The organism is Polaribacter sp. MED152, from assembly GCF_000152945.2.
GTDB lineage: Bacteria > Bacteroidota > Bacteroidia > Flavobacteriales > Flavobacteriaceae > Polaribacter.
Genome location: NC_020830.1, coordinates 2,871,747 through 2,893,428, shown reverse-complemented (window position 1 = coordinate 2,893,428; position 21,682 = coordinate 2,871,747). Strand labels below are relative to the sequence as shown.

Below are 21,682 nucleotides of genomic sequence, written 5' to 3'. Positions count from 1 at the left end.
ACACGCCATTCTAAATATTGATAAATTTTAAATTGGTTGAGAAACTGAATCAAGTTCAGTTTAACATTCGTTACAATCTATGGTCTATAATACTTTGCACAACTTCAGGATTTAACAGTGTACTTGTATCTCCTAAATTATCCATTTCGTTAGAGGCTATTTTACGCAAAATTCGTCTCATGATTTTTCCTGAACGTGTTTTTGGTAAACCTTCTGAAAATTGAATTTTATCGAGCTTAGCAATTGGCCCTATTTTATCAGAAATTAATTGGTTTATTTCTTTTCTTAAATTGTTATGATCTCTACTTTCACCCAAATCTTTAAGGGTTATATAGCCATATAAAGCACTTCCCTTGATATCATGTGGAAAACCAACAATTGCAGATTCTGCAACTGCAGGATGCTCGTTTATAGCATCTTCTATTGGTGCAGTTCCTAAATTATGACCAGAAACTATAATTACATCATCTACTCTTCCTGTAATTCTGTAGTAACCAACTTCATCACGTAAAGCACCATCTCCTGTAAAATATTTATTTTCATAAGCAGAGAAATAGGTTTCTTTATAGCGCTGATGATTTCCCCAAATGGTTCTTGCCATACTTGGCCAAGGATATTTTATACATAACCTACCTTCTACTTGATTGCCTTTTAATTCGTTTCCATTTTCATCCATCAAACAAGGTTGAATACCAATAAATGGCAATGTTGCATAGGTTGGTTTTGTTGGTGTTACAAACGGAATTGGAGTAATCATCATTCCACCAGTTTCGGTTTGCCACCAAGTATCTATAATTGGACTGTTCTTTTTACCAATAGTATCATTATACCAATGCCAAGCTTCTTCGTTTATTGGCTCTCCTACAGAACCCAGAACTTTTAATGATGATAAATCGTATTGATCTACCAATTCTGTTCCGTGTTTTGCCAATGCTCTAATAGCGGTTGGTGCTGTATAAAATTGATTGACTTTATGTTTTTGTACAATGTCCCAAAATCGCCCAAAATCTGGATAACTTGGTACACCCTCAAACATTAAAGTTGTAGCTCCGTTTGCTAAAGGCCCATACACAATATAAGAATGCCCAGTAATCCAACCAATATCTGCAGTACACCAATACACATCATTTTCTCGATATTGAAACGCATTTTTAAACGTATATGCTGTGTAAATCATATAACCTGCTGTAGTATGAACCATACCTTTTGGCATTCCTGTAGAACCTGAAGTGTATAGAATAAATAGAGGATCTTCTGCATCCATCACTTCTGCTTCGCAAACCGTAGATGCTTTGTCTAATAAGGGTTGTAACCATTTGTCTCTACCTTCTTTCATATTTATGTCTGAGTTGATTCTTTTAGCAACCAAAACAGTTTCTACAGAAGAGCAAGATTCTAAAGCCTCATCTACAATTCCTTTTAAATCGATTGTTTTAGAACCTCTATATGAACCGTCAGAAGTAATCACCATTTTACAGTCTGCATCGTTTATTCTTGTTGATAATGCTGTTGCAGAAAAACCTGCAAAGACTACAGAATGTATAGCTCCAATTCTAGCACATGCTAGTGTAGCTATTGCCAATTCTGGAATCATCGGTACATAAATACAAACACGATCTCCTTTTTGAATACCATTTTCTTTTAAAACATTCGCAAACTGATTTACTCTTTCTGAAAGCTGCTTGTAAGTAATGTGCTCTGCTTCTTCATCTGGATTATTAGGCTCAAATAAAATAGCGGTTTTATCTCCTCTTGTTGCCAAATGCCTGTCTATACAGTTTTCTGTTATGTTTAGTTTAGCACCTTCAAACCATTTAATCTCGGGCTTTGAAAAATCCCAACTTAATACATTGTCCCATTTCTTTTTCCAAACAAAATGTTCTTCTGCAATTTCTTCCCAAAATGTTTCAGGTTCTCTTACCGAATTTCTATAAACGTGATAATATTCTGGAAAATTTTTGATGTGATAATTACTCATAATACTGTTAAAGGTTTTAAACTTTTCTAAAAATAGAAATTAATTTTCTTTTTTAAGTTGTAACGATTAATATTTAAATGATAAGTTAAAACCGTAAAGTAATAAGTTATTAATTTTTATAAAAAAAAATTCTACCTACAACCACAAATTATCTCTAAATAGCATTTTTTTATTTGCATTTATGATCTTATAAGAATGAGAATAATATATTTGTTGAACATGAACTTAGATTTAATTTTGGAGTTAATCAATAGTCATTGGTTTATAATTCTACTCTTTTTTGTGGTGGCTTTATTATATTCTTCAGTAGGTTTTGGTGGTGGCTCTAGTTACTTAGCAATCTTGGCCTTAACTAGTCTTACCTTCACTCAAATTAGGGCAACTGCCCTACTTTGTAATATTGTTGTAGTACTTGGCAACGTAATCATTTTTCATAGAAATAAGCAATTAAACTATAAAAAAATAACCCCATTAGTACTACTTAGTATCCCCTTTGCATATTTAGGCGGATATCTAAAAATTAGCGAAAACTTATTTTTTATTCTTCTTGGCTCTACACTAGTATTTGCCTCAGTCACAATGTGGCTTTCAAAAAAAATAGTTTCAAACTCAAATGCAAATCAAGAAAATAAATTAGGTCAAAATGGTGCTATTGGAAGTATTATAGGTTTTATATCTGGAATGGTTGGAATTGGTGGAGGAATATTCCTAGCACCCATTCTACATTTAACAAATTGGGATACTCCAAAAAAAATTGCAGCCACTGCAAGCATGTTTATTCTTGTAAATTCCATAGCAGGTTTTTTAGGTCAAAGTACAAATCCTGATTTTCAAATAAACTGGGGCTTAACTTCTATTCTTTTGCTAACCGTATTTATTGGTGGCCAAATAGGAAACAGAATTAGCAATAATTTCTTTACACCTATTCAACTTAAAAAAGCAACAGCAATTCTTATTGCCTTTGTAGGTATTAAAATTCTTTACGATTTTCTATTTTAAATTTAATTTGAGCGCAAATTAATTTGGATAACGATTGTTTTATACCTGTTGAAGAAATATATTTGAAACATCAACTAAAAAAATAAATATGTTAGAAAATATCTTTACTTTACTAATGCTAGTGATGCTACAGGCTGTGCTAGGGTTTGACAATTTACTTTACATTTCTCTAGAATCTAAAAAAGCTCCAATAGCCGAACAAAAACGAGTACGTAAAGTAGGTATTCTTGTTGCTATAGCTTTACGAATAGGCTTACTATTTTTATTAGTTTCTATTATTGATTATTTTCAAGAACCCTTCTCTTTCTTAACAGGAGGTATTGAAAATGTTGCCGAATTTGCCTTCAATGGTCACAGCATCATTGTTCTTATTGGTGGTGGCTTTATTATTTATACTGCTATTAAAGAAATTTGGCACATGATTGGTACAAGTGATTTGGAAAATTCAGAAATGGTAGATCAAAAATCTAAAAAAACTGCAAATGGTGCTATTGTAAGTATTGTAATAATGAACTTAGTTTTTTCTTTCGATTCTATTCTAGCAGCTATTGGTTTAACCAGTGAAATTCAAAATCCTACAACCGCATTTATTATAATGGCTATTGCTATTGTTGCAAGTGGTTTGTTAATGTTATTTTTAGCAGATAGAGTATCTACTTTCTTAGCTAAAAACAGAATGTACGAAGTATTAGGTTTATTTATTCTATTTATAGTCGGTATTATGTTAGTAACAGAGGGTGGTCACTTGGCTCATATAAAATTATTTGGAAATGAAATTGTACCTATGAGTAAAACTACATTCTATTTTGTTATCGCAATTTTGGTTATTGTAGATATTGTACAAGGTAGATATCAAAAGAAACTTCTACTAGAATCTAAAAAATAAAAAAGAGTAAAAAGCATTTCAATAGAAATGTTTTTTTTTGTGATTAACTTTTTTTTTGTTTAATTTATTTAACATTTTATTAAACATATTTAATTCTTCAATACTATACCTTTGTAATAAATCTAAAAAACATATTATGAAACTAGCGTTTAAACTTACATCACTTGTATTAGTAACATTATTATCTTTCTCTTGTGTATCTACCAAAAAGGAAGAAGCAAAAGTAGCTGAAGTTGAAGTAGAAACTAAAAAAGAAGTTGTTGAGCAAAAAGAAACTATTGTAACTATTGCTGCATCAAATGACAACTTTACAACTTTAGTAGCTGCAGTAAAAGCTGCTGATTTAGTTGGCACTTTAAACAGTGATGGACCATTTACAGTATTTGCACCAGTTAATGGAGCTTTTGACAAATTACCAGAAGGAACAGTGGCTACATTGTTAAAGCCAGAGAACAAAGAAATGTTAACTTCTATTTTAACTTACCATGTTATTGCAGGAAAATTCGTTGCAAAAGATGTTATTGATGCAATTAACAACAACAATGGTAAATTTATGATTAAAACAGTTCAAGGAGGAATGATTTCTGCATCTTTAAACGATGGTAAAGTTATTTTAACAGACGAAAAAGGAGGTACATCTACAGTAGTTATGACAGATGTTGATGCATCTAATGGAGTTATCCATGCAATTGACTCAGTAGTAATGCCTAAATAAGTTTTACTTATAACAGTCATTACTAAATTTAATATATTGTTTATTTATTTTAACATTTTATTAAACAAAATATAGTTATATTTGTAGTGTATTGTTTTGGTAAAACATATAAAAATTACTTCTCGTATTAATTCGTATCTCATACGAAATATTGATAAAGGAAGTTTTTTGGTTGATTGATTGAAACCGCTACTTTTGGTAGCGGTTTTTATTTTATAGTTCAGGTATACTATCTTGTAGTCTCTTGGTAATAATATTAATTATCCTTCTATTGTATTCAGAAGCATTGCCCAAATAAACTGTATACTCATCCATAGAAAAATGACCTAGAATGCTACCAAGAAGTAATTTCTTAAAACTAATATCTTTCTGCAAAGCATTTTTTATAGTACTTTTTTTCTTTTCTACTTTTATCGAAGAAAAATCAACTTTTCTTTTTACCAAGTTCTGCTTAAAAAATGCTATGATTAATTCATGCTGCATCTTAATAATTGGCCTAATAACTGAATTCTGAAACTCTTCTATAGGTGTAATATTTGGTTTTATTAACCCAGGTAACTCAGGTCTTTCTTTAGCCATTGCCTAATAAATTATCTAATTCTTGTTGATAATCAAACTGCAAATCTTCATGAAGTTTTAAAATAGCATTACTAGCCATTCGCAATTGCGTTTGAAAAATATTTTGTAATCGATTACTTCTTTTAAAATAAGGATTGTAATTCTTTAACTTTTTACAGAAATGAAGGAGAATTTCTGCTTCTGTATCTTTTTTCTTAGAAAATCGAATAAGCTTTTTAGCTGAGGTTAAAATTTTACGAATCTTCTTGCGCACATAATAGGCATTCTTAGTGTCTATTTCATCAAATTGTACATCAATAAAGTTTTTACAGTTTATAATGTATTGATCTTCATCCTGTGCTTCAAATAAAAGATAGGTAAGTAATTCTTTATTCTCTACCTTAAATCTTGCCAATTGTAGGCATAATTCTTTTAGCTCTTGTGCAGTTTTATGAGATAATTCGTCTTTAAGTTGTTTTATAGTACTTGCCTTCATTAAGAAAGAAAATCTAAAACATTTTTCTCTATTCTATCTAAAACATTTTCGGTTTGTGCTTTTACAAATTGCTCTCCAGTAATTTGTTCATATAACTCTATGTATCTGTTAGAAATTTCTACAATTTTCTCATCAGACATTTCTGGAATAGCTTGCCCCTCTTTGCCTTGAAAACCGTTTTCTATTAACCATTGACGCACAAATTCTTTAGAAAGTTGTTTCTGCGCTTCATTGTTATCTTGTCTTTCTTGATAGCCTTCTGCGTAAAAATATCGAGATGAATCTGGAGTATGAATTTCATCAATTAAAACAATCTTACCCTCTTTTGTTTTACCAAATTCATATTTAGTATCTACCAAAATTAACCCTCTTTTTGCAGCAATTTCAGATCCTCTTTGAAATAACTTCCTAGTATATTCCTCTAAGATTAAGTAGTCTTCTTCAGATACAATTCCGTTTGCTAAAATATCTTCTCTAGAAATATCCTCATCATGCTCACCATTATCTGCTTTGGTTGATGGTGTAATAATAGGCGTTGGAAATTTATCATTCTCCTTTAAATTCTCTGGCATCTTTACTCCACACAACAAACGCTTACCCAACTTATATTCACGAGCTGCATGCCCAGATAAATATCCTCTAATTACCATTTCTACTTTGAAAGGCTCGCATAAATGACCTACTGCAACATTCTCATCTGGATTTGCAATTAACCAATTAGGCACTATGTCTGAGGTCTCATTCATCATTTTAGTGGCAATCTGATTTAAAATTTGACCTTTAAATGGAATTTGACGTGGTAAAATAACATCAAAAGCAGAAAGTCTGTCAGTAGCAATCATAACCAAAAGGTCATCATTTATGTTATAAACTTCTCTTACTTTACCTTTATATATTGATTTTTGACCTGGAAACTCGAAGTTAGTTTCGTTAATTGTGTTCATAGAGTGTTGATATTTCTACAAAAATAAGTTTAATTTTTAGGATATCATTTTCTTAATAAAGAAAAATTACCATGCAATACTTCACCAGTTTCGGTTACTACTTTAAACCAATAATCTGACGATTGTATTTCTTTACCATTTTCTTTACCATCCCAAAAGCCTGTTGTACTGCTTACACTTTTTATGAGCCTACCAAACCTTGAATAAATATAAATTGTATAACCAATGTCTGGAAAATCTTTCAATCGCCAAAAATCGTTTTGGCCATCATTATTGGGTGTAAAAAAGGGAGGATAAGTTTTTACAAAAACCTCTTCACTATAAAACTCACAACCATCAATACCTCTAACATATACAGTTTGTAAACCACCATCTACATTATTGAAAAAAGGATCTAATTGATAATTTAAACCATCTAAGGAATATTCATAAGCTCTTTTAGAAAACACAAATACTTCTATAGAATTGTTGGTAGACGAAAAATCGTTCACCTCAATTCTTACATTATTTAATTGTGAATTTCTAACTACTTCTACGTTTACAGTAGATGTTGCTCTACCACAAACACCATTATCTATCGTATAAGAATATATTCCTGAAGGATTTTGACTGGGATTAAAAACTCCATTTGGTAGTGCAGGACTCCAAAAGCCATCTTCATCTGGTTCACCATTTAAATAATCGAATAAATTTACTGAGTCTGCAAATTCACAAATTTGTAATTCTCCATTTGAACCAGTGTTAGGTTCTTCTGATTTTACTAGAGATACTGTGGCTTGTAAAGTTCCACATTCTCTATCTACAATCACGTAGTTATAACTTGATTCTACATCTAAATTTTTATTATAAATATTGGTACCACTTGCCAGTTCTGGAGACCAAAAACCATTTGGAGAAGGATCACCTTCTATAGCTCTAAATAAATCTATTTCTACCAAATCATCGCAAATAACAACCTCTGTATTTATACCAGGACTTAATTCTGATGAAAATTCAACCTTAACTTCTGCACTTAAATCGCCACAAATAGGATCTGAATGCGTGTAAGTGTAAATGCCTTCTTTATCTTCTAAAACATTAAAAACACCTGTACCCGATTTTAAGGCTGGTGACCATGTTCCTCCACGATCTGGTGAGCCCAAAAGCACATCAAAAAGATCAATATCATTAGAGTTTTTGCACAATTGTATAATATTATTTTTACCAGGATTAGGAATATTTAATTCTTGAAAATCATACAATCGATTATTATTTCTATCTGCAGGATCTGTATACCCTGTAGTTTCGTTAATAATTAAGCCATTAAAATCTACATCATCTGGTAAATCTCCTAAAACGCCATCATTATTAGGGTCTTCAAAACCAGATTCTAATACATCAAAACAACCATCATTGTCACTATCTAAATCCATTGAATCTGGATACCCGTCTTTATCTGTATCTCTAGTTGCATTTCCTTCTAGAGTATCTAAAATTCCGTCATTATCATCATCTAAATCTACTACATTTGCAATGGTATCGTCATCAAAATCATCATCACAAATTAGAATTACTGCAATAGCTGAGATGCAATCTCCAATATTTTCTTGAATGATTAATGAGCCTGTAATTTCTCCATTATTAATAATATTACAAAGCCAAGAACAATCGCTTAATAAAGGATTTTTTTGAACCTCAACATTACCTTCTACTTTTTCTAACTGACCAAAACCAACAACACTGCTTAACAGTTTATTATTACTTACAATAAACCAATCTTCTAAAAAATATTTTTCTCCAACTCTTTTTAAAGAATTATAACCCTGCATACTTCTAACACTAGTATTTTCTATCCTGAATGCAGCACCAACAGTTTCGAGTAAGGGAAAGCTTGGTACTTCCTCTACACCTTCTCCTCTAATGTCAAAAAAACGTTCAATAGTTCTTAGCTTATTAAACCCCCTAATAATTTTAACATTCTCTATATTTAAATCGTTACCAATGGTTTCAAGTTTTTCAAAACCAATAGCCTCTTCTAAAATTGGGTTAAGCGTAATGTTTAAATCATCTCCAATACTTTCTACCTGATTAAAAGAGGGCATACTTGTAAGTACAGGATTTTTACTAATATTTAATTCGTCTCCAATAATTTGTAGGTTTTCAAAACCAGTAATAGTTTGTATACCTGGGCTATTCCCAATTTCTAAACTCTCGAAAACACGTTTTAACTTTCTAAAACCACCAACATCTGTTAAAATTGGGTTTAGTGCAATGGTTACACTTTTAGCGTTCACAAGATTATTAAAACCACTTATCTTTGTTAATGTATTTGAGCTTGTAATTTCGAAGTGACCATTTACATCAGTTAGATTATTAAAACCATCTAACTCTGTAATGTCTAGAGAAATTGTAAAATCTCCATTAATTACTTTTAAAAAATAAAGACCGGTAATATCATTTATAGGTGTTGGGTTTTCTCCTACATCTGCAAAACCAACTAAACCAGCTACAATATCTACATTACCTTCAATTCTTTCACAACCACTATATTGATCAACAAAAGCATCTATTTTTTCTTGAGAAGATAAAAAATGATCTTGACCTGCAGGTGGACATTGTGCAAAAGCAAACGAAGAAAATAAAAGTAAAAAGAGTACTAATAACCTCATATGAAATAACCTAATAGTAAAAATAAACTATATCTGAGTTGAATCAAAAATTATACCATAAAAATACAACTATCATAATTGATAGTCTCTTACTTTAAAACTTCCTTACGAAATAAAATAAATAAGATTAATTAGCTAAAGCTATTCAGTTTCGATACTCTTGTAAGCCTTTATGATACGTTTTACAAGCCTATGCCTTACAACATCTTTATCATCTAAATAAACATGAGCAATGCCTTCTATATCTTTTAACGCCAATAAAGATTCTTTTAAACCAGAAACTTGTTTTCTAGGCAAGTCTATTTGACCTGGATCTCCAGTAATAATGAATTTAGCACTTTTACCCATTCTAGTTAAAAACATTTTCATTTGACTATGAGTTGTATTTTGAGCTTCATCTAAGATTACAAATGCATTATCTAAAGTTCTACCTCTCATAAAAGCCAAAGGCGCTATCTGAATAATTCCTTTCTCTATGTAAGATTCTAGTTTTTCATGAGGAATCATGTCTCTTAATCCATCATACAAAGGTTGCATGTACGGATCTAGTTTTTCTTTTAAATCTCCAGGTAAAAAACCTAAATTTTCTCCAGACTCTACAGCTGGTCTTGTAAGTATAATTCTACGAACTTCTTTTTCTTTTAAAGCTTTCACTGCTAAAGCAACTGCTGTATATGTTTTACCTGTACCTGCTGGGCCCACAGCAAAAAGCATATCATTCTTTTCCATCAACGAAACCATTTTACGCTGATTTTGGGTTTGTGCTTTAATCAATTTACCATTAACACCATGCACCAAAACATCTTTACTATTTTTAGCTGCAGCTGTTTTTTCTTCATTGCCTGTAGATGTTAAAATGCGTTCAATACTATTTTCATCTAACTTATTATACCTGTTAAAATATTTGACTAATCGTTCAAATCGAATTTCAAATTCGTCTAAAATTTCTGATTCTCCATATATTTTTAACTTTGCACCTCTAGCCACAATCTTAATCTTTGGGAAATACCTTTTTAATTGTTCTACAGTGCTATTTTGTGTACCAAAAAATTCTTTAGGATCTATTTCTGATAACTCTATAATGCGTTCGTTCAAATGATTATATTTATTAGTGTGTTAGTAAGAATTATTAAACTAAATGTAGTAATTAAAAGTACTAAATTCATTAGATTTGCGTTAAGTAATTAACAACTTTTACACATTTAATTAACACCTATAATTAATGTCTTTTATAACATTAACAACAGATTTTGGAACTAAAGACCACTTTGTAGGTGCTGTTAAAGGAGCTATTTATACTGAATTAGCGGAGGCTAGAATTGTAGACATTACTCACGAAATTTCTCCTTTTAATATTACAGAAACTGCCTATATTTTAAAAAATTCTTACAAGAGTTTTCCTGAAGGCACAATACACATTGTTGGTGTAGATTCTGAGCTAAGTGCAGAGAATAAACACATTGCAATTGAATTAGACAATCATTACTTTGTTTGTCCAGATAATGGTATTATTTCTATGATAGCCTCAGAAATTCAACCTACTAAAATTGTAGAAATTAACATTCACGATCGTATTGAAAGTAGTTTTCCAGTATTAGACGTATTTGTAAAAGTAGCTTGTTTTATTGCTAGAGGTGGAAACTTAACAGTAATAGGAAGAGAAATTAAAGAATATAAAAAGTTAATAGAAATTCAGCCGAAAGTAAACCAAATTCAGACACAAATTATTGGTGGTGTTTTATATATTGATAATTATGGAAACGTAATTACAAACATCAGCAAAAAAATGTTTAACGACGTTGGTAAAGGAAGAGCTTTTAAAATAAATGCATCTAGATATTCTTTCGATAAAATATTTAGCAGGTATAATGAGGTTGCTGCTAAAAACACCAATAATCCCAGCCAATTTGATGGCACAAAATTGACTATATTTAACTCTGCAGGCTTTTTAGAAATAGCTATTTACAAGAGCAATTTAAATACAGTTGGTGGTGCTTGTACTTTATTAGGTTTGGACTACAGAGATCCAATAATTATTGAATTTTTCAATGAATCTAAACCAGAATTTACACCCTTAAACTAATTATGTTTGTACGAATTGTAAAAATGAGTTTACACTCTAAATTCATTGCCGATTTTCAGGCGATGTTCGATGAGAAAAAATCTAAAATAAGAAATTCACCTGGTTGTAAACTATTAGAATTATATCAAGATAAAAATAACCCAGAAATCTTTTTTACCTACTCTTATTGGGATAAAGAAAGTGATTTAGAGAATTACAGAAACTCTGATTTCTTTAAAGAAACTTGGACACAAACTAAAGGTTATTTTAACGATAAACCAGAAGCTTGGAGTGTAAACAAAAACGTTAGTTTACCTTAATAAAACTGAAAGTAAATGATTTACAATTTTCAGGAAATTCCAATTTTACAAACAAATAGAATAACGCTTAGAGAAGCAACCTTAGAAGATACAAATTTTGTTTTTGCATTACGTTCTAGCCAAGAAATTAATAAATTTGTAGGCACAAAAAAAATTAAAACATTAACAGAAGCTGAAGCATTTATTCTTGATTGTAAAAACCTTTTTAAAGAAGAAAAACGTATTTTTTGGCTTATTGAATTTAAAAATAAAGTAATAGGCAGTGTAGTTTTACATAAAATTGATGTAGCTAAGCATTATGCAGAAATTGGTTACAAACTAAAGCCTGAATATCAACAAAAAGGAATAATGACAGAGGTTTTAGAAAGTGTCATCGCATTTTCAAAAACATCGTTGAATTTAAAAGTAATAGAAGCCTATACTCATAAAAATAATTTAGCATCAATTGCGTTGTTAAAGAAATTTAACTTTACATTTCAAGCAAATAGAAGATGTAATACCTATGATTTTAATCGAATTTATAAATTAGAAATCAATTAATGTATCCAATATTAAAAAAAGAATTTACCTCATTTTTTGCAAGCCCAATTGCGTATTTAGTAATTGGAGTTTTCTTGCTTATAAATGGTTTATTCTTATTTGTTTTTAATGATGATTTTAACATACTAAATGCTGGTTTTGCAGATGTAACTCCGTTTTTTTACCTAGCTCCTTGGGTATTTTTATTTCTTATTCCTGCAATTACTATGAAAAGTTTTGCGGATGAATACAATACAGGAACTATAGAATTATTAAAAACAAATCCTATTTCTGATTGGAAAATTGTTTTGGGTAAATTTTTTGCTTCACTCCTTTTAGTAATTATCGCAATTGTACCAACATTTACTTATATTTTTACAGTTTACGAATTAGGAAATCCTGTTGGCAATATAGATTTTGGGAGTACCATAGGCTCTTATTTAGGTTTACTATTCTTAGCTTCAACATATACAGCAGTTGGTTTGTTTACCTCTACCTTGTCAAAAAATCAAATTGTAGCCTTTATTCTAAGTGTTTTCATAACCTTTATTCTTTTTTATGGTTTTGATGCTATTGCAAATTCTTTTGGCAGCAATGGTTTTACAATTCAACAATTAGGCATCAATGAACATTTTAAAAGTATTTCTAGAGGAGTTATAGACACCAGAGATGTTATTTATTTTTTAAGTGTTACGTTTTTCTTTTTATTCATTACTAAAACACGTTTAGACAATGAATAAGAAATCACTCTACATTATAGGTCTTTTTGTTGCTTTACTATTTTTAAACTTTATCAATCAAGGCATTTATAAAAGATTCGATTTAACTGCAGACAAACGTTATACGCTTTCTGAAACTACGAAATCTATCTTATCAGAAATAAATGAACCTCTTTTTATCACTGTATATCTTGAAGGTGATTTTCCATCGGAATTTAAAAGACTGCAAATAGAAACTAGGCAATTTTTAGAGGAGTTAGCTGCAGAAAACAACAACATTAAAATCAATTTTGAAAATCCTGATGATCAGAGAGAAGCTCTTATCAAAAAAGGAATGATGCCAAGTCAACTTACTGTAGAAGAAGATGGTAAACTATCTGAGGCTATCATTTTTCCTTGGGCAGAAATAAGTGTTGATGATAAATTTAAAATAGTTTCCTTATTGCCAACTGCAATTGTTGCCAGTCAAGAAGAGCAATTACAAAAAGCTATTGAAAATTTAGAATATAGTTTTTTATCTGCCATAAATGGAATTCTAGAAAAAAATCAAAAAAATGTAGTTCTTCTTACAGGAAATGGTGAATTGCAAGACATTTATCAGTATAGTTTTTTAAGTGAGGTTTCAAAAAAATACAGATTAACTAAGTTTCCTTTAGATTCAGTAGCTTCAAATCCTCAGCAAACTTTAAAAGATTTAACTTCGGTAGATTTAGCTATAATTACAAAACCGACAGAGAAATTTACAGAACAAGAAAAATTTACGCTAGATCAATACATTACAAATGGAGGTAAAACTCTTTGGATGTTAGATAATGTGCAAGCAGACCAAGATAGTTTATTAGCTACTGGAAAAATGTTGGCTTACCCAAGAGATTTAAATTTAACAGACTTATTGTTTTCTTATGGCGTAAGAATAAACGCAACCCTAATTAAAGATTTGTATGCAGCTCAAATTGCGCTTGCAACTGGTACTGTTGGCAATCAAACACAATTTCAAAATTTAGATTGGTTTTATCATCCGTTAGTTTCAGGTAATCCTTATCATCCAATTACTAAAAATGTGGGCAATGTTCGTTTGCAATTTGCAAACCAAATAGACACCTTAAAAAATAACATAAAAAAAACACCGCTTTTAGTAAGTTCTCCACTTACAAGAAAAGTGGGTACACCTACAATTATTGAATTGCAATCTATTGCAGAAGAACCTATTGAAGAAGATTACAAAGCAGGTAATCAGCTTTTTGCAGTTTTATTAGAAGGCGATTTTAACTCAGCATACAAGAACAGAATAAAACCTTACAACTCAAGTTTATTTAAAGAGAAGGCAAGCAACAATAAAATGATTGTAATTGCTGATGGAGATGTTGCAAGAAATCAAATTTTAAAAGGTAAACCTACAGATTTATCTAGAGATAAATGGACAAACCAAGAATTTGGAAACAAAGATTTTTTAATAAATGCTGTAGATTATTTGTTAGATGATTCTGGTTTAATTAGCTTAAGAAATAAAACACTGAAAATAAATACACTAGACAAGCAAAAAGCCTATAAAGAAAGAACTTTTTGGCAATTCTTAAATGTAATTTTACCTTTAATTATTCTTGGAGTTTTTGGATTGTCTTTTCACTATTTAAGAAAAAGAAAATATACTTAAATGGCTAGCAAATCATTATGAATAAATTCATAATTTAAAAATTCCTGCACTTTTTTAGAAGAGATTATTTTCCATTCTAATTGTTCATTATTTTCAAATTCTGGCACCTCAAATCCTTTGCTCAATTTTGCTAAAGTATAGAATTCTCTTCTTGTAGGATGATGATCTGCACATGCATTAAAAATTGTATTCCATGCATTTTGCGCTATAATTTCATGAATAATTTCTATACAATCCTCTCTATGAATCATGTTCACATAGCCTTTTGGCTGAGGAATTTTTCTACCTCCTTTAAACCAATTTGCAGGATGCCTATCACCACCAAACAAACCAGCAAAACGAATTATAGTAGTTTCAAAAAAATCGTTCTGCAAAAATAAATTTTCTATTTCTACTAATGGGTTGCTCTTTAGAACCTCATCTTCTTCTGTCATAACCTTATTTACACGTCCATAAACAGAAGTAGAACTAATAAAAATAACTTTTTGAATGGATGAATTTGTTATTTGTGAAATAAGATTTTCAAAACCATCAATATCTTTCGAAGTTATGGCCACAATTAAAATATCAGCATCTAAAAAACTATCAAACTCCTCGTTTTCTGAAATATCTACCAAATAAGTTTCAATATTTAAATCTTCTAATTCTTCTATTTTCTCTTCGGATGTTGTAGATCCTTTTACAGAATAGCCATCCTCTATAAATGAAACTGCCAAAGGCTTACCTAACCAACCACAACCTAAAATACTAATATTCTTCATCGCTTTTAAACTATATACAACAAAGATACAATGCTCTTTTAAGGTTTTGTTAACATTAAGCGTTTTTTGAAGTCGTAATTTTGAAAGTATAAAACAATTCAAATTTATTATGAGAAAAATTATATTAACACTATTTGTAGCTGCAATGACAATGGCTATAAATGCACAAATTGAAACTCCTGCTCCTAGTCCTTTTCAAAAAGTTGAACAAAAAGTAGGTTTAACAGATGTTACTTTAGAGTATTCTAGACCAAGTATGAAAGGAAGAAAAATATTTGGAGGTTTAGAAGATTATGGAAAAGTTTGGAGAACTGGCGCGAACGCAAATACCAAACTAACATTTTCTACAGACTTTATGGTTGACGGAAAAATGCTAAAGAAAGGAACATATGCTTTATATACAATTCCTGGTGAAAAATCTTGGGATGTGATGTTGTATACAGATGCTACAAACTGGGGAAATCCTGCAAAATGGGATGAAAGTAAAGTTGCTGCAAAGGTTACAGTAGATGCTATTGAAATGCCAATGAATGTAGAAACATTTACCATCACTTTTGATGATTTAACAAACAACTCTGCAGTTTTAGGAATTTTATGGGAAAACGTTTATGTGCCTTTTAAATTTGAAACTCCTACAGACAAAATGGTTTCTAATAGTATAGAAAAAATTATGGCTGGACCATCTGCAAATGATATGTATGCAGCTGCTGTATACTACTTACAGGCAGATAAAGATATCAATCAAGCTCAAGCTTGGATAGATAAAGCTGTTGAAATGACATCTGATAAACCTCGTTTTTGGTATTTACGTCAGCAATCTTTAATTCATGCAAAAGCAGGTAAAACTAAAAGCGCAATTGCTGCTGCAAAAATGTCTTTAAAGTATGCAGAAGAAGCAGGTAATGCTGGTTATATTAAGATGAACAAAGCTTCTTTAAAAGAATGGGGAGCAATGTAATTTTAAATTACTTTCAAAAAAAAAATCTCAAGTTATTCTTGAGGTTTTTTTTTGCCCTATTCTAATGCTTTTTTATAATTGACTAACAACGATTTTATTTGATCATCTTCTAACACAGCTGGATACAATTCTTTTAAGATGACATGATAATCATAATCTATCTGCAAGCCTTGTATTAAATGATTAAACCCATATTTATTTTTATTAAGTATAAAAAATAATCCAGCCAATCTATATTCTATTTCTGCAAAGTTTTTGTAGATTTTCTGCGCTTGAAACAATGTAGTTAAAGCATCATTAAAATCGCCTAAAAAAGACTGCACATCTGCCAAAGAAACATAAATTTCTATAGCATCATCTCTTAACTCTAAACACTTTTCAAAACCAATTACAGCTTCTTCGTAGAAGTTCATTTTGATTTTTATTTCTGAATATCTTCTCCAATATAAAGTATTGTTCTCATCAATTTTTAAAGCTTTTGCAATATAATAAGATGCTTTTTCGTAATTCCCTTCGTTGTAAAAAAGATTCGTTAATAAAATCCAACCTCTATCTAAAAGTGGATCTTCATGTACTGCTTTCTTATAGTAAGAAATTGCAGCTTCATATTTTTCTAATCGTTCATAACACTCACCAATTCGAACATAGGCAAATGCTGTAGGATCATCTAATTCTAGTGTAATTAAATAATTGTCAATAGCCTCTTGATACTCTCCTAACTCCTCTAAAGTTTTGGCTTTTTCCAAATATCCACCAATAAATGATTCATCAATTAAAACTGCGTAATCGAATGCTCTTAAGGCTTCTTTAAATTGGTCTAACACAAAATGTTGCCTACCTAATTGATGCCAAGCAACTTCGCAATACGGATTTACATTGATATAATTTGTTAGATATTTTATGGCTTGCTCATGTTCTTTCTCCATATCAAAGCAATACACAATATTATAGAGTGCAGAATAATCTTCATAATCAACATCTATACATTTTGCAAAACTTAATCTTGCGTTTTCAAAATCGTCTAAATACAGGTATTCCATGCCCATTAAAGACCAAACATCTACTTTATCTTCCGTGTGTAAAAGTGCTTTATTTAAATTATCAATAGCTTCTTTGTGCTTACCCGATTTTGATTGTATTGTAGCTTTTTGAATAAAAACCTCATCGTTATTTGGCTCTAACAACTCTATCTTTCTTAAAAGAAGACTTGCATTGTCTAAATCATTATCAAAAATGAATAATTCTACTTGAAGTAACTTTAAATCTACAGATTCTGGGTGTTGTTCTAAACCTAACTTTACCGCTTTTTTGGCCAAAGAATGTTTACCTGCATCTAAATAATGAATGATAATCTCCTCAAATTCAACCAAATCAAAGAAATAAATATTGTTGGTTTTGAGCATCGATTCAAATTTTACTAAAGACATAGCTATGAGATTTGAATTATTACTTAAATGTACTATAAGTCTTTAGTCGCAATTAAAAATGTAACGATTGTTTTCAACAATTTAATTAACAAATTCAATATCGCATTTACATACTATAAATTTTGCACATACATTTATTTACATTAATTTTGATTTTCAATAACTATCAACTAAAATTTGATAGCCTTCTTATGAGCAAAAAAACGCTACTTAACTCAAAAGATATTGAAATTATACTGCACAGGTTAGCTTGTCAGCTAATTGAAAACCATAATGATTTTTCTAATACAGTTTTAATTGGTTTACAACCAAGAGGCTCTTATTTAGCAAACAGATTAACTAGTTTATTGCAAACAGATTACAATATTAAAAACCTAGAATCTGGTTTATTAGATATTACTTTTTATAGAGATGATTTTAGAAGAAGAGATGAACCTTTAGCAGCAACATCAACAGAAATAAACTTTTTAATTGAAGATAAAAAAGTGGTTATTATAGATGATGTTTTGTATTCTGGTAGAAGTGTACGTTCTGCTTTAACAGCTTTACAGTCTTATGGAAGGCCAAAAAATATAGAGCTTTTAGTTTTAATTGATAGAAGATTTAGCAGACACTTACCAATACAACCTAATTATAGAGGTAGACAAGTAGATGCTATAAATGAAGAAAAAGTTTTAGTGACTTGGAAAGAGACACATAAGAAAGATGCAGTTTATATAGAACAAAGGTAATATGGATCAATTAAGCGTAGAACATTTATTAGGAATCAAATATTTAAATGCCAATGACATTGATTTGATTTTTAAAACTGCAGACCATTTTAAAGAAGTTATTAATAGACCAATTAAAAAAGTACCTTCTTTAAGAGACATTACTATTGCCAATTTATTTTTCGAAAATAGTACCAGAACAAAATTGTCTTTTGAACTTGCTGAGAAAAGACTTTCTGCAGATGTTATTAACTTTTCTGCAGGGCAATCATCAGTAAAAAAGGGAGAAACTTTAATAGACACAGTAAACAACATCCTATCTATGAAAGTAGATATCGTTGTTATGCGTCATGGAAATGTAGGTGCAGGTGTATTCTTATCAAAACATGTAGATGCTAAAATAATTAACGCAGGAGATGGTACTCATGAACACCCAACTCAAGCCTTATTAGATTCGTATTCTATTAGAGAAAAATTAGGTTCTGTTAAAGGAAAAAAAATAGTAATCGTTGGTGATATTTTACATTCTAGAGTAGCGCTTTCAAATATTTTTGCTTTACAATTACAAGGTGCACAGGTAAAAGTATGTGGACCAACCACTTTAATACCTAAACACATATCAAGCTTAGGTGTAGAAGTGGAAACCAATCTTAAAAAAGCTTTAGAATGGTGTGATGTAGCCAATGTACTTAGAGTGCAACATGAAAGAATGGATATTAAATATTTTCCATCTACTAGAGAATACACACAGCTATTTGGTATTAATAAAGAGATTTTAGACAACCTTGGTAAGAAGATTGTAATCATGCATCCTGGACCTATTAATAGAGGTGTTGAAATTACTAGTGATGTTGCAGATTCTGATCAATCTATAATTTTAAATCAAGTTGAAAATGGTGTTGCTGTTAGAATGGCAGTTATTTACTTGTTAGCACAGCAAATTAAAAGATAGGTAGATGAAAATAACTAAGAATCATAAATATACCTTAATCCATTCTTCTGAAAAATCTACTTCATTTTTTTTAGAAAATCTTAATACTGAGCTAGATAAATTAAAGGAAGAAAATATTATTGTTACTTTTTCTGACGATTTTAAGAGGAAAAAAGAAGATTTTTTATTATTTTTGGGTATAGCAGCACAAAAAAAAGAGCTTGGCACATCATTTGTAATAGTTTACAAGGATGTAAACGCAGATGATTATCCAGAGGATTTTAATATTGTGCCGACTTTAACAGAGGCCGAAGATATTTTAGATATGGAAGCCATGGAACGAGAATTAGGTTTTTAATCCCCCCATAATTATGATAAAAAAACTACTTTTAACTTTATTTTTAACCACTTCAGCAATGAGTTTTTCTCAAACTAAAACACTTGAGAAATTATCTGCTGCACCAAATCCGTTTACAATTTCTACCAACATAACCTTTAACGCTAATAATGTGTCAAAAATTACATTAAACGTTAGAAATGTTTTAGGGAAAATTGTGTTTAAGAAAGAATACACTACTAAAATTGGTAAAAATAGTATTGCTTTTTATAAAGATGATTTGGCAACTGGTATTTATATTTATAGTATTAGAGATAAAAAAGAAATCATATCTAAACGTTTTGTCATTAAATGAGTATAAACCTAACTATTTTAGGTTGTCATTCAGCAACTCCGCGTGTAAACGCATACCCAACATCTCAGTATTTAGAAATTAATAATCGTCACTTTTTAATTGATTGTGGAGAAGGCACTCAACGTCAAATGCGAAAGTATAAAGTGGGCTTTTCTAAAATAAACCACATTTTTATATCACATTTACATGGTGATCATTTTTATGGCTTGGTAGGCTTATTGTCTACTTATGGCATATTAAGCAGAGAAAAAGAACTGCATGTATATGGCCCAAAAGGAATTAAAGAAGTTACGTTATTGCAATTAAAAATTTCTCAATCACATGCAAAATATGACATTATTTTTCATGAACTATCTTCTAAAAAAAGTGAACTAATTTTTGAAGATGACAAAGTTTCTGTAACTACAATTCCTTTAAATCATAGAGTGTATACCAATGGATATCTATTTAAAGAGAAAGAAAAACCTAAAAAATTGCACATGGGTAATATTTCTAATTATGATGAGATTGGTAGAGCAGATTATTTAAATATTAAAGCTGGTAAAGACATTACTTTAACTTCTGGTGAAATTGTACCTAATGATGAATTAACTCTGCCTCCAAAAAAAGCTTTAAGTTATGCTTTTTGCAGTGACACAATATTTAAGCCAGATATTGTGCCAATTATAAAGGAAGTAGATTTATTATATCATGAAGCTACCTTTTTAGCAGACAGAGAAGATTTAGCGAAAAAAACAAAACATGCAACCTCGAAACAAGCTGCTCAGATAGCTAAAGAGGCAAATGCAAAGCAATTGGTAGTTGGACATTATTCTGGACGATATAAAGACATCTCTTTGTTTCAAAAAGAAGCTCAAGAAGTATTTAAAAATACTGAATTAGCTGAACCAGGTAAAAAATTCAATATAGATGCAGAATAATCAAATTAAATCTGTTTATAATGAAATATTTGAAACTTACCCTAAAGTTGAACTAGAAGATCATATTAAGAAATTAATAGAACTTGATCATTTCTTTCCTTACAATTCTACATTTTATTGCCTTACAAATACTGCTAATAAAAGGTTTGACTATGTAAGCAGAAATTTTACAGCCTGTACAGGTTTATCTCGCGATAAAATGATTGCTGATGGTATGGATTTTTATTGGTCTTTATTTCACCCTGAAGACATAAAACTTTGGCTTAAAAGTTTACAAAATCTAATGGCTTTTACAATGAACGAATTGGATGACGATCAGCGTAAAAGAATGAATTACACTTGGAATTATCGTATAAAAAATGGAAATGGATTGTATGTAAATATCATACAAAACACTACTCCACTGCAATTTGATGAAACCAATAAACCAATAATTGGCATGGCTCATTACACCGTTTTAAATGGGGAAATTCAAATGGATATTTGTGCCAGTGCTAAAATTTTAAATGAACATAAAGAGTATGAAACCTTGTATTACGAAAATATGTCTAGCGCAAATTTACTGGGTGTTATTTCTAATAGAGAAAGAGATATAATTCGTTTAATTATAACTAAAAATACCAGTGAAGTAATTGCAGATAAATTAAATATAAGTGTGCACACTGTAAATACGCACAGAAGAAACATCCTTAAAAAACTAAATATTGATTCTACTTTTGAATTGGTAAATTACTTTAAAAACAATCCTAAACTTATATAAATACTCATAATGAGTATTGTCGGTT

Annotated in this window: 23 protein-coding genes; 15 read left to right on the top strand and 8 right to left on the bottom strand. The window is 30.2% G+C overall.

From position 1 onward, the window contains the following. Positions 1–70: 70 nt before the first annotated feature. A complete protein-coding gene (acs, locus tag MED152_RS12995) occupies positions 71–1,978 on the bottom strand; it encodes an acetate--CoA ligase (RefSeq protein ID WP_015482358.1) in 1,908 nt (635 codons plus the stop codon). Between the two features lie 219 nt (positions 1,979–2,197). On the opposite strand from acs, the gene MED152_RS12990 reads away from it, so the two are divergent. The 3 genes from MED152_RS12990 (at position 2,198) to MED152_RS12980 (ending at position 4,578) form a co-directional block, all read left to right on the top strand. Next, positions 2,198–2,977, top strand: a complete 780-nt coding sequence (locus MED152_RS12990) for a sulfite exporter TauE/SafE family protein (RefSeq protein ID WP_015482357.1) — start codon at positions 2,198–2,200, stop codon at positions 2,975–2,977. Positions 2,978–3,065: 88 nt separating this feature from the next. Further along, entirely contained in the window at positions 3,066–3,863 is a 798-nt protein-coding gene (locus MED152_RS12985) for a TerC family protein (protein ID WP_015482356.1), read from the top strand. 136 nt (positions 3,864–3,999) lie between these two features. Then, complete coding sequence (locus MED152_RS12980) at positions 4,000–4,578, top strand: fasciclin domain-containing protein (RefSeq protein ID WP_015482355.1); 579 nt, start codon at positions 4,000–4,002, stop codon at positions 4,576–4,578. A gap of 213 nt (positions 4,579–4,791) precedes the next feature. On the opposite strand, the gene MED152_RS12975 is transcribed toward MED152_RS12980, so the two are convergent. The 5 genes from MED152_RS12975 to MED152_RS12955 all read right to left on the bottom strand — a co-directional run bounded on the left by MED152_RS12975 (position 4,792) and on the right by MED152_RS12955 (position 10,319). Continuing rightward, positions 4,792–5,157: a hypothetical protein gene (locus MED152_RS12975; protein ID WP_015482354.1), complete on the bottom strand. Its 366-nt coding sequence runs from the start codon at positions 5,155–5,157 to the stop codon at positions 4,792–4,794. Then, positions 5,150–5,632, bottom strand: coding sequence for a hypothetical protein (locus MED152_RS12970; RefSeq protein ID WP_015482353.1), 483 nt, complete (start codon positions 5,630–5,632; stop codon positions 5,150–5,152). Before MED152_RS12970 ends, MED152_RS12975 begins: the two co-directional genes overlap by 8 nt. Further along, complete coding sequence (locus MED152_RS12965; RefSeq protein ID WP_015482352.1) at positions 5,632–6,576, bottom strand: phosphoribosylaminoimidazolesuccinocarboxamide synthase; 945 nt, start codon at positions 6,574–6,576, stop codon at positions 5,632–5,634. Before MED152_RS12965 ends, MED152_RS12970 begins: the two co-directional genes overlap by 1 nt. Positions 6,577–6,620: 44 nt before the next feature. Further along, positions 6,621–9,224 carry a T9SS type B sorting domain-containing protein gene (locus tag MED152_RS12960; RefSeq protein ID WP_015482351.1) on the bottom strand — a complete coding sequence of 868 codons (2,604 nt, stop codon included), beginning with the start codon at positions 9,222–9,224 and terminating at the stop codon, positions 6,621–6,623. A gap of 141 nt (positions 9,225–9,365) precedes the next feature. Continuing rightward, on the bottom strand, positions 9,366–10,319 hold the full coding sequence (locus MED152_RS12955) for a PhoH family protein (protein ID WP_015482350.1): 954 nt from the start codon (positions 10,317–10,319) through the stop codon (positions 9,366–9,368). Positions 10,320–10,446: 127 nt separating this feature from the next. On the opposite strand from MED152_RS12955, the gene MED152_RS12950 reads away from it, so the two are divergent. From MED152_RS12950 to gldG, 5 genes are read left to right on the top strand one after another with little or no spacing between them, the layout of a single operon-like run. Next, on the top strand, positions 10,447–11,307 hold the full coding sequence (locus MED152_RS12950) for an S-adenosyl-l-methionine hydroxide adenosyltransferase family protein (RefSeq protein ID WP_015482349.1): 861 nt from the start codon (positions 10,447–10,449) through the stop codon (positions 11,305–11,307). A 2-nt stretch (positions 11,308–11,309) separates the two neighbouring features. Further along, complete coding sequence (locus MED152_RS12945) at positions 11,310–11,606, top strand: putative quinol monooxygenase (protein ID WP_015482348.1); 297 nt, start codon at positions 11,310–11,312, stop codon at positions 11,604–11,606. A 15-nt stretch (positions 11,607–11,621) separates the two neighbouring features. Next, positions 11,622–12,146: a GNAT family N-acetyltransferase gene (locus tag MED152_RS12940; RefSeq protein ID WP_015482347.1), complete on the top strand. Its 525-nt coding sequence runs from the start codon at positions 11,622–11,624 to the stop codon at positions 12,144–12,146. Continuing rightward, positions 12,146–12,865 (top strand): gliding motility-associated ABC transporter permease subunit GldF, encoded by a 720-nt coding sequence (gene gldF / locus MED152_RS13780; protein ID WP_015482346.1) that lies wholly within the window; start codon positions 12,146–12,148, stop codon positions 12,863–12,865. The genes MED152_RS12940 and gldF overlap by 1 nt, the downstream gene beginning before the upstream one ends. Continuing rightward, a complete protein-coding gene (gene gldG / locus MED152_RS12930) occupies positions 12,858–14,498 on the top strand; it encodes a gliding motility-associated ABC transporter substrate-binding protein GldG (protein WP_015482345.1) in 1,641 nt (546 codons plus the stop codon). Before gldF ends, gldG begins: the two co-directional genes overlap by 8 nt. Here the strand turns inward: gldG and MED152_RS12925 are convergent. Beyond that, positions 14,495–15,259, bottom strand: a complete 765-nt coding sequence (locus MED152_RS12925; protein WP_015482344.1) for an NAD(P)H-binding protein — start codon at positions 15,257–15,259, stop codon at positions 14,495–14,497. The two genes, gldG and MED152_RS12925, sit on opposite strands and share 4 nt — an antisense overlap. 109 nt (positions 15,260–15,368) lie before the next feature. Between MED152_RS12925 and MED152_RS12920 the strand changes: the two genes are divergently transcribed. Further along, positions 15,369–16,217, top strand: coding sequence for a DUF2911 domain-containing protein (locus MED152_RS12920; protein ID WP_015482343.1), 849 nt, complete (start codon positions 15,369–15,371; stop codon positions 16,215–16,217). 56 nt (positions 16,218–16,273) lie between these two features. On the opposite strand, the gene MED152_RS12915 is transcribed toward MED152_RS12920, so the two are convergent. Further along, the gene (locus tag MED152_RS12915) at positions 16,274–17,644 is read right to left on the bottom strand and encodes a lipopolysaccharide assembly protein LapB (RefSeq protein WP_015482342.1); all 1,371 of its coding nucleotides are present in this window, start codon (positions 17,642–17,644) and stop codon (positions 16,274–16,276) included. A gap of 191 nt (positions 17,645–17,835) precedes the next feature. On the opposite strand from MED152_RS12915, the gene pyrR reads away from it, so the two are divergent. From pyrR to MED152_RS12885, 6 genes are read left to right on the top strand one after another with little or no spacing between them, the layout of a single operon-like run. Further along, positions 17,836–18,375: a bifunctional pyr operon transcriptional regulator/uracil phosphoribosyltransferase PyrR gene (gene pyrR / locus MED152_RS12910; RefSeq protein ID WP_015482341.1), complete on the top strand. Its 540-nt coding sequence runs from the start codon at positions 17,836–17,838 to the stop codon at positions 18,373–18,375. Position 18,376: 1 nt separating this feature from the next. Next, positions 18,377–19,306: an aspartate carbamoyltransferase catalytic subunit gene (locus MED152_RS12905; protein ID WP_015482340.1), complete on the top strand. Its 930-nt coding sequence runs from the start codon at positions 18,377–18,379 to the stop codon at positions 19,304–19,306. Positions 19,307–19,310: 4 nt separating this feature from the next. After that, the gene (locus tag MED152_RS12900) at positions 19,311–19,643 is read left to right on the top strand and encodes a hypothetical protein (RefSeq protein WP_015482339.1); all 333 of its coding nucleotides are present in this window, start codon (positions 19,311–19,313) and stop codon (positions 19,641–19,643) included. Positions 19,644–19,656: 13 nt separating this feature from the next. Beyond that, positions 19,657–19,977 (top strand): T9SS type A sorting domain-containing protein, encoded by a 321-nt coding sequence (locus tag MED152_RS12895; protein ID WP_015482338.1) that lies wholly within the window; start codon positions 19,657–19,659, stop codon positions 19,975–19,977. Next, positions 19,974–20,897 carry a ribonuclease Z gene (locus tag MED152_RS12890; protein WP_015482337.1) on the top strand — a complete coding sequence of 308 codons (924 nt, stop codon included), beginning with the start codon at positions 19,974–19,976 and terminating at the stop codon, positions 20,895–20,897. The genes MED152_RS12895 and MED152_RS12890 overlap by 4 nt, the downstream gene beginning before the upstream one ends. Then, complete coding sequence (locus MED152_RS12885; RefSeq protein WP_015482336.1) at positions 20,887–21,657, top strand: LuxR C-terminal-related transcriptional regulator; 771 nt, start codon at positions 20,887–20,889, stop codon at positions 21,655–21,657. Before MED152_RS12890 ends, MED152_RS12885 begins: the two co-directional genes overlap by 11 nt. Positions 21,658–21,682: the final 25 nt, after the last annotated feature.